We start from the raw sequence: 5,065 nt of genomic DNA on the forward strand, positions 1-5,065 counted from the left end.
GCGCGGCGACCTGCGGCACCTCCGGCGTCCTCATGCCCGCCATGACACCAGACGCCACCGACGGCGCCCCAGTGGGCGGATCTGCACCCGTCCCGGATGCGCGCGGGGCGCCCCTGTGCCCGTCTCGTGAGCACAGGGGCGCCCCGCGCTCACGAGGCCGGGGAGAGGTGCGGCGGCTCGCGCCGCTCGGTCAGGCGCCGACGGCGGAGCGCAGGGCCTCGGCGCGGTCGGTGCGCTCCCACGTGAAGCCGGGCAGGGCGCGGCCGAAGTGGCCGTAGGCGGCCGTGGGGGCGTAGATCGGGCGCAGCAGGTCCAGGTCGCGCACGATCGCCGCCGGGCGCAGGTCGAAGACCTCGCGGATCGCCCGGGTCAGGCGCGCCGGGTCGACCTGCTCGGTGCCGAAGGTCTCCACGTACAGCCCCACCGGGTGGGCGGCGCCGATGGCGTAGGCCACCTGCACCTCGCAGCGGCGGGCCAGCCCCGCGGCGACGACGTTCTTGGCGACCCAGCGCATCGCGTAGGCGGCGGAGCGGTCGACCTTCGACGGGTCCTTGCCGGAGAAGGCGCCACCGCCGTGGCGGGCCATGCCGCCGTAGGTGTCGACGATGATCTTGCGCCCGGTCAGGCCGGCGTCGCCCATCGGGCCACCGACCTCGAAGCGCCCGCTGGGGTTGACGAGCAGGCGGGTGCCGGAGGTGTCCAGGCCGGCCGCGGCGATCACCGGGGTGACCACGTGCTCGGCGACCTCGGCCTCCAGTTGGGCCAGCGTGGTCTCGGGCGCGTGCTGGGTGGAGATCACCACGGTGTCGACGCTGACGGCCCGGTCACCGTCGTAGCCGATGGTGACCTGCGTCTTGCCGTCGGGGCGCAGGTGCGGCAGCAGCCCCTCCTTGCGCACGGCGGACAGCCGCTCGGACAGGCGGTGCGCGAGGTGGATCGGCAGCGGCATGTACTCGGCGGTGTCGTCGCTGGCGTAGCCGAACATCAGGCCCTGGTCGCCGGCGCCCTGCCAGTCCAGCGGGTCGGTGTCGCCGGCGTCGTGGCGGGCCTCGTAGGCCTTGTCCACGCCCGCGGCGATGTCGGCGGACTGCGCGCCGATGGAGACCTCGACGCCGCACGAGTGCCCGTCGAAGCCCTTGGCGGAGGAGTCGTAGCCGATCCGCAGGATGGTGTCGCGCACGATCCGGGGGATCTCGACGTAGCCCTTGGTGGTGACCTCCCCGGCCACGTGCACGAGCCCGGTGGTGACCATGGTCTCCACGGCGACGCGGCTGGTGGGGTCCTGGTCGAGCAGGGCGTCGAGGATCCCGTCGCTGATCTGGTCGCAGATCTTGTCGGGGTGGCCCTCGGTGACCGACTCGGAGGTGAACAGGCGCAGGTCCGACGTGGTCACAGCTCTCCCTGGTACGGCTTCGTGGAGCGGACGGACCACCTTAGCCGGGCCCCCAGAGGTCCCGGACGGCGTCCCACACGGCGTCGGCGACGACCTCCTTGGGCGCCGGTCCGACCGCCGTCTCGGCGGGCGCCGCCCCGCCCCGGAGGATCACCACGCTGTTGTCGGTGGAGCCGAACCCGCGCCCGCCCCCGACCTCGTTGACGACGAGCAGGTCGGCGCCCTTGCGGACGAGCTTGGCGCGGCCGTGCTCGAGCACGGTGGCGCCCGCGTCGCCGGTCTCGGCGGCGAAGCCGGCCAGCACCAGGCCCGCGGGCAGGACGCCGGCCCGCCGGGCGGCGACGAGGTCGGCGAGGACGTCGGGGTTGCGCACGAGCTCCACGGTCGGCGCCGAGGTCCCGTCGTCCGCCTTCTTGATCTTGGTGGTGGCCACCTGCGCGGGCCGGAAGTCGGCCACGGCCGCGGCCATGACGACGGCGGCGGCGTCCGCCGCGGCGGCCAGCACGGCCTCGCGCAGCTCGCGCGCCGTGCCCACCCGGACCAGCTCGACCCCGGCGGGGTCGGGCACCTCGGTGTGCGCCGCCACGAGCGTCACGCGCGCGCCGCGGGCGGCGGCCGTGGCCGCCAGGGCGTACCCCTGCCGGCCGCTGGAGGCGTTGCCGAGGAAGCGCACCGGGTCCAGCGGCTCGCGGGTGCCGCCGGCGGAGACGACGACGTGGCGGCCGGCGAGGTCCGGTGCCGTCCCGGCCAGGAGGCGCAGCGCCGCGGCGTGGATCGCCTCCGGCTCGGGCAGGCGCCCGGGGCCCGTGTCGGCGCCGGTGAGGCGGCCGCTGGCGGGCTCGAGGACGACGACGCCGCGCGAGCGCAGGAGGGCCACGTTGGCGCGGGTGGCCGGGTGCTCCCACATCTCGGTGTGCATCGCCGGCGCCATGAGCACCGGGCACCGGGCGGTGAGCAGGGTGGAGGTCAGCAGGTCCGAGGCCAGGCCGGCCGCCGCGCGCGCGAGCAGGTCGGCCGTGGCCGGCGCGACGACGACGAGGTCGGCCTCGCGGCCCAGCCGCACGTGCGGCACCTCGTGGACGTCGGTCCACACGTCGGTGGCCACCGGCTGCCCGGACAGCGCCGCCCAGGTGGCCTCACCGACGAACTGCAGGGCCGCGGCCGTGGGCACCACGCGCACCTTGGCGCCGCCCTCGGTGAGCAGCCGCAGCAGGCCGCACGCCTTGTAGGCGGCGATGCCCCCGGCGACGCCGAGGACCACCGAGGGGGGCGCCACGGCCGAGCGCGCGGGGGCCGGCGTCGGGCTCAGTGGGTGTCGGCCGCGGCGGAGCCGTCGTCGGCGACCGACGCGGTGGGCACGTCGCCGAAGTCGGTGGCGAAGCCGGCCGAGAAGGTGGTGTCGACGGCGACCGGGGTCGCGTCGTCCTCGGGGGTCGAGGGGCGCACCGTGAGCAGGCCCGCGTCGATCTCGCGCAGCGCCACCGACAGCGGCTTCTCCTGCACGTGGGTCTCCACGAGCGGGCCGACGTACTCCAGCAGGCCCTCGCCGAGCTGGGCGTAGTAGGCGTTGATCTGGCGCGCGCGCTTGGCGGCGTAGATCACCAGGCCGTACTTCGAGCCGTCAGCGGCCTCGAGCAGGTCGTCGATGGGCGGGTTGGTGATGCCCTCGGGTGCAGCCGCGGTACCGGACATGAGCAGGCTCCTCCAGAGCTGTCGGGGTGGGCCGGTCGCGCTCGCGCCGCCGTTCGGAGCACCGGTGCGCCACCGTGTTCGGCGGCGCTCCCGGCGAGCGGCCTCATGCGCGCAGAGGGCCCAGACCCATCGATGATACAAGTTCGTCGGTGGCCCGCGTGACGTCGTCGTTGACGATGGTCACGTCGAACTCCTCCTCGGCCGCCAGCTCCACCCGTGCGGTGGCCAGCCGGCGCTCCCGCTCGGCCGGTCCCTCGGTGCCCCGGCCGACGAGCCGGCGCTCCAGCTCCGCCCAGCTCGGCGGGGCCAGGAAGACGAACCGCGCCTCCGGCATCACCTGACGCACCTGGCGGGCGCCCTGCAGGTCGATCTCCAGCAGCGCGGGCCGGCCCTGGGCCAGCGCCTCGTCGACGGGGCCGCGCGGGGTGCCGTAGCGGTGGCGGCCGTGGACGACGGCCCACTCGAGCATCTGCCCCTGCTCGACCAGGGCGTCGAAGTCGGCCTCGCTGACGAAGCGGTAGTGGACGCCGTCCACCTCGCCGGGCCGGGGGGCGCGGGTGGTCGCGGAGACGGAGAGCCAGACGTCGGGGTAGCGGCGGCGCACGTCGGCGGCGACCGTGCCCTTGCCGACCGCCGTGGGGCCGGCGAGGACGGTCAGCCGGGCGGGGACCACCGGCTCGGGGGCCGAGGGCATCAGCGGGGTGGAGGACGTCGGAGGCGTCGGGGGCGGGGCGGTGCTCAGCGGTCGAAGCGCTCGACGAGCGCGGTGATCTGGTTCGCGCCCAGGCCGCGCACGCGCCGGGTCTCGGAGATGCCGATCTCCTCCATGACCTTCGCGGCGCGCACCTTGCCGACTCCCGGCAGCGACTCGAGCAGCGCGCTGACCTTCATCTTGCCCACGACGTCGTTCTGCTGGCCCTCGCGGATGACGTCGCCGAGGGAGCCCTGCGAGTACTTGAGCTTGTTCTTGATCTCGGCCCGCTCCCGCCGGGCGGCGGCGGCCTTCTCCAGCGCCGCGGAACGCTGCTCAGGGGTCAGATCGGGGAGCGGCACGGGGGTCACCTCGGGTGTCGGTCGTGAGCAGGGAGTTCCGGCGAACCTAGCGAGCGCGGTGCCCCGGGGCAACGCCGGGGTGGGCCGCGGCAGGTCCGGGCGGGTCAGCCGAGCGCGGCGCGACAGGCGTCGGCGGTGCGCCGCGCCGCGTCGGCCAGCGCCGCGCGGGAGGGGCCGGCCCCCAGCACCTCGCGGCTGGAGGAGGCCAGGACGGCGCCGGTGGCCGCGCCGAAGACGCGCCGCAGGTCGGCGGCGGTGGCGCCCTGCGCGCCGATGCCCGGGGCCAGCAGGGGCCCGTGCACGGCGGCCAGGTCGACGCCGAGCCGGTGCACCGCGTCGCCGGTCGTGGCGCCGACGACGAGGCCCACGGACCCCAGCGGCGCGCCCTGCGCGCGGGCGGGAGCGTTGCGGGCCGCGGCGGCCGCGGCGACCTCCGCTGCGACGGCGCGCCCGCTGGGGGCGAGGGCGTGCTGCACGCCCGCGCCCTCGGGGTTGGAGGTCAGCGCCAGGACGAAGACCCCCCGCCCGGTGGCCTCGGCGAGGTCGAGCAGCGGGTCCAGCGAGGCGAACCCCAGGTAGGGCGAGGCCGTGACGGCGTCCCCGGCCAGCGGCGAGCCGTCGCCGGCGAACGCGTCGGCGTAGGCGCCCATCGTCGAGCCGATGTCACCGCGCTTGGCGTCCACGACGCAGAGCAGCCCGGCGTCGCGGCAGTCCGAGACCACGCGCTCGAGCACCGCGACGCCGGCCGAGCCGTGCCGCTCGAAGAACGCGGCCTGCGGCTTCACCGCGGCCACCACCCCCGCCAGGGCCTCGACGGCGGTGCGGGCGAAGCGCTCCAGGCCGGCGGGGTCGTCGCTCAGGCCCCACGCCGCCATCAGCGGCGCGTGCGGGTCGATCCCGGCGCACAGCGGGCCGTGCGCGGCCATC

General features: G+C 76.3%; 6 protein-coding genes. All 6 read right to left on the minus strand.

The features are described from left to right. Nucleotides 1-190 precede the first annotated feature (190 nt). Entirely contained in the window at nt 191-1,393 is a 1,203-nt protein-coding gene (gene metK, locus AC5FZL_RS15330) for a methionine adenosyltransferase (protein ID WP_493619748.1), read from the minus strand. A 40-nt stretch (nt 1,394-1,433) separates the two neighbouring features. Beyond that, nucleotides 1,434-2,669, minus strand: a complete 1,236-nt coding sequence (gene coaBC / locus AC5FZL_RS15335) for a bifunctional phosphopantothenoylcysteine decarboxylase/phosphopantothenate--cysteine ligase CoaBC (protein ID WP_493619749.1) — start codon at nt 2,667-2,669, stop codon at nt 1,434-1,436. A 29-nt stretch (nt 2,670-2,698) separates the two neighbouring features. Beyond that, nucleotides 2,699-3,085: a DNA-directed RNA polymerase subunit omega gene (rpoZ, locus tag AC5FZL_RS15340; RefSeq protein ID WP_493619750.1), complete on the minus strand. Its 387-nt coding sequence runs from the start codon at nt 3,083-3,085 to the stop codon at nt 2,699-2,701. A gap of 103 nt (nt 3,086-3,188) precedes the next feature. Then, on the minus strand, nt 3,189-3,779 hold the full coding sequence (gmk, locus tag AC5FZL_RS15345) for a guanylate kinase (protein WP_493619751.1): 591 nt from the start codon (nt 3,777-3,779) through the stop codon (nt 3,189-3,191). A 44-nt stretch (nt 3,780-3,823) separates the two neighbouring features. Further along, complete coding sequence (mihF, locus tag AC5FZL_RS15350) at nt 3,824-4,138, minus strand: integration host factor, actinobacterial type (RefSeq protein ID WP_493619752.1); 315 nt, start codon at nt 4,136-4,138, stop codon at nt 3,824-3,826. A gap of 104 nt (nt 4,139-4,242) precedes the next feature. Further along, the gene (pyrF, locus tag AC5FZL_RS15355) at nt 4,243-5,064 is read right to left on the minus strand and encodes an orotidine-5'-phosphate decarboxylase (protein ID WP_493619753.1); all 822 of its coding nucleotides are present in this window, start codon (nt 5,062-5,064) and stop codon (nt 4,243-4,245) included. Nucleotide 5,065: the final 1 nt, after the last annotated feature.

This window comes from Quadrisphaera sp. DVD1 (genome assembly GCF_058932755.1).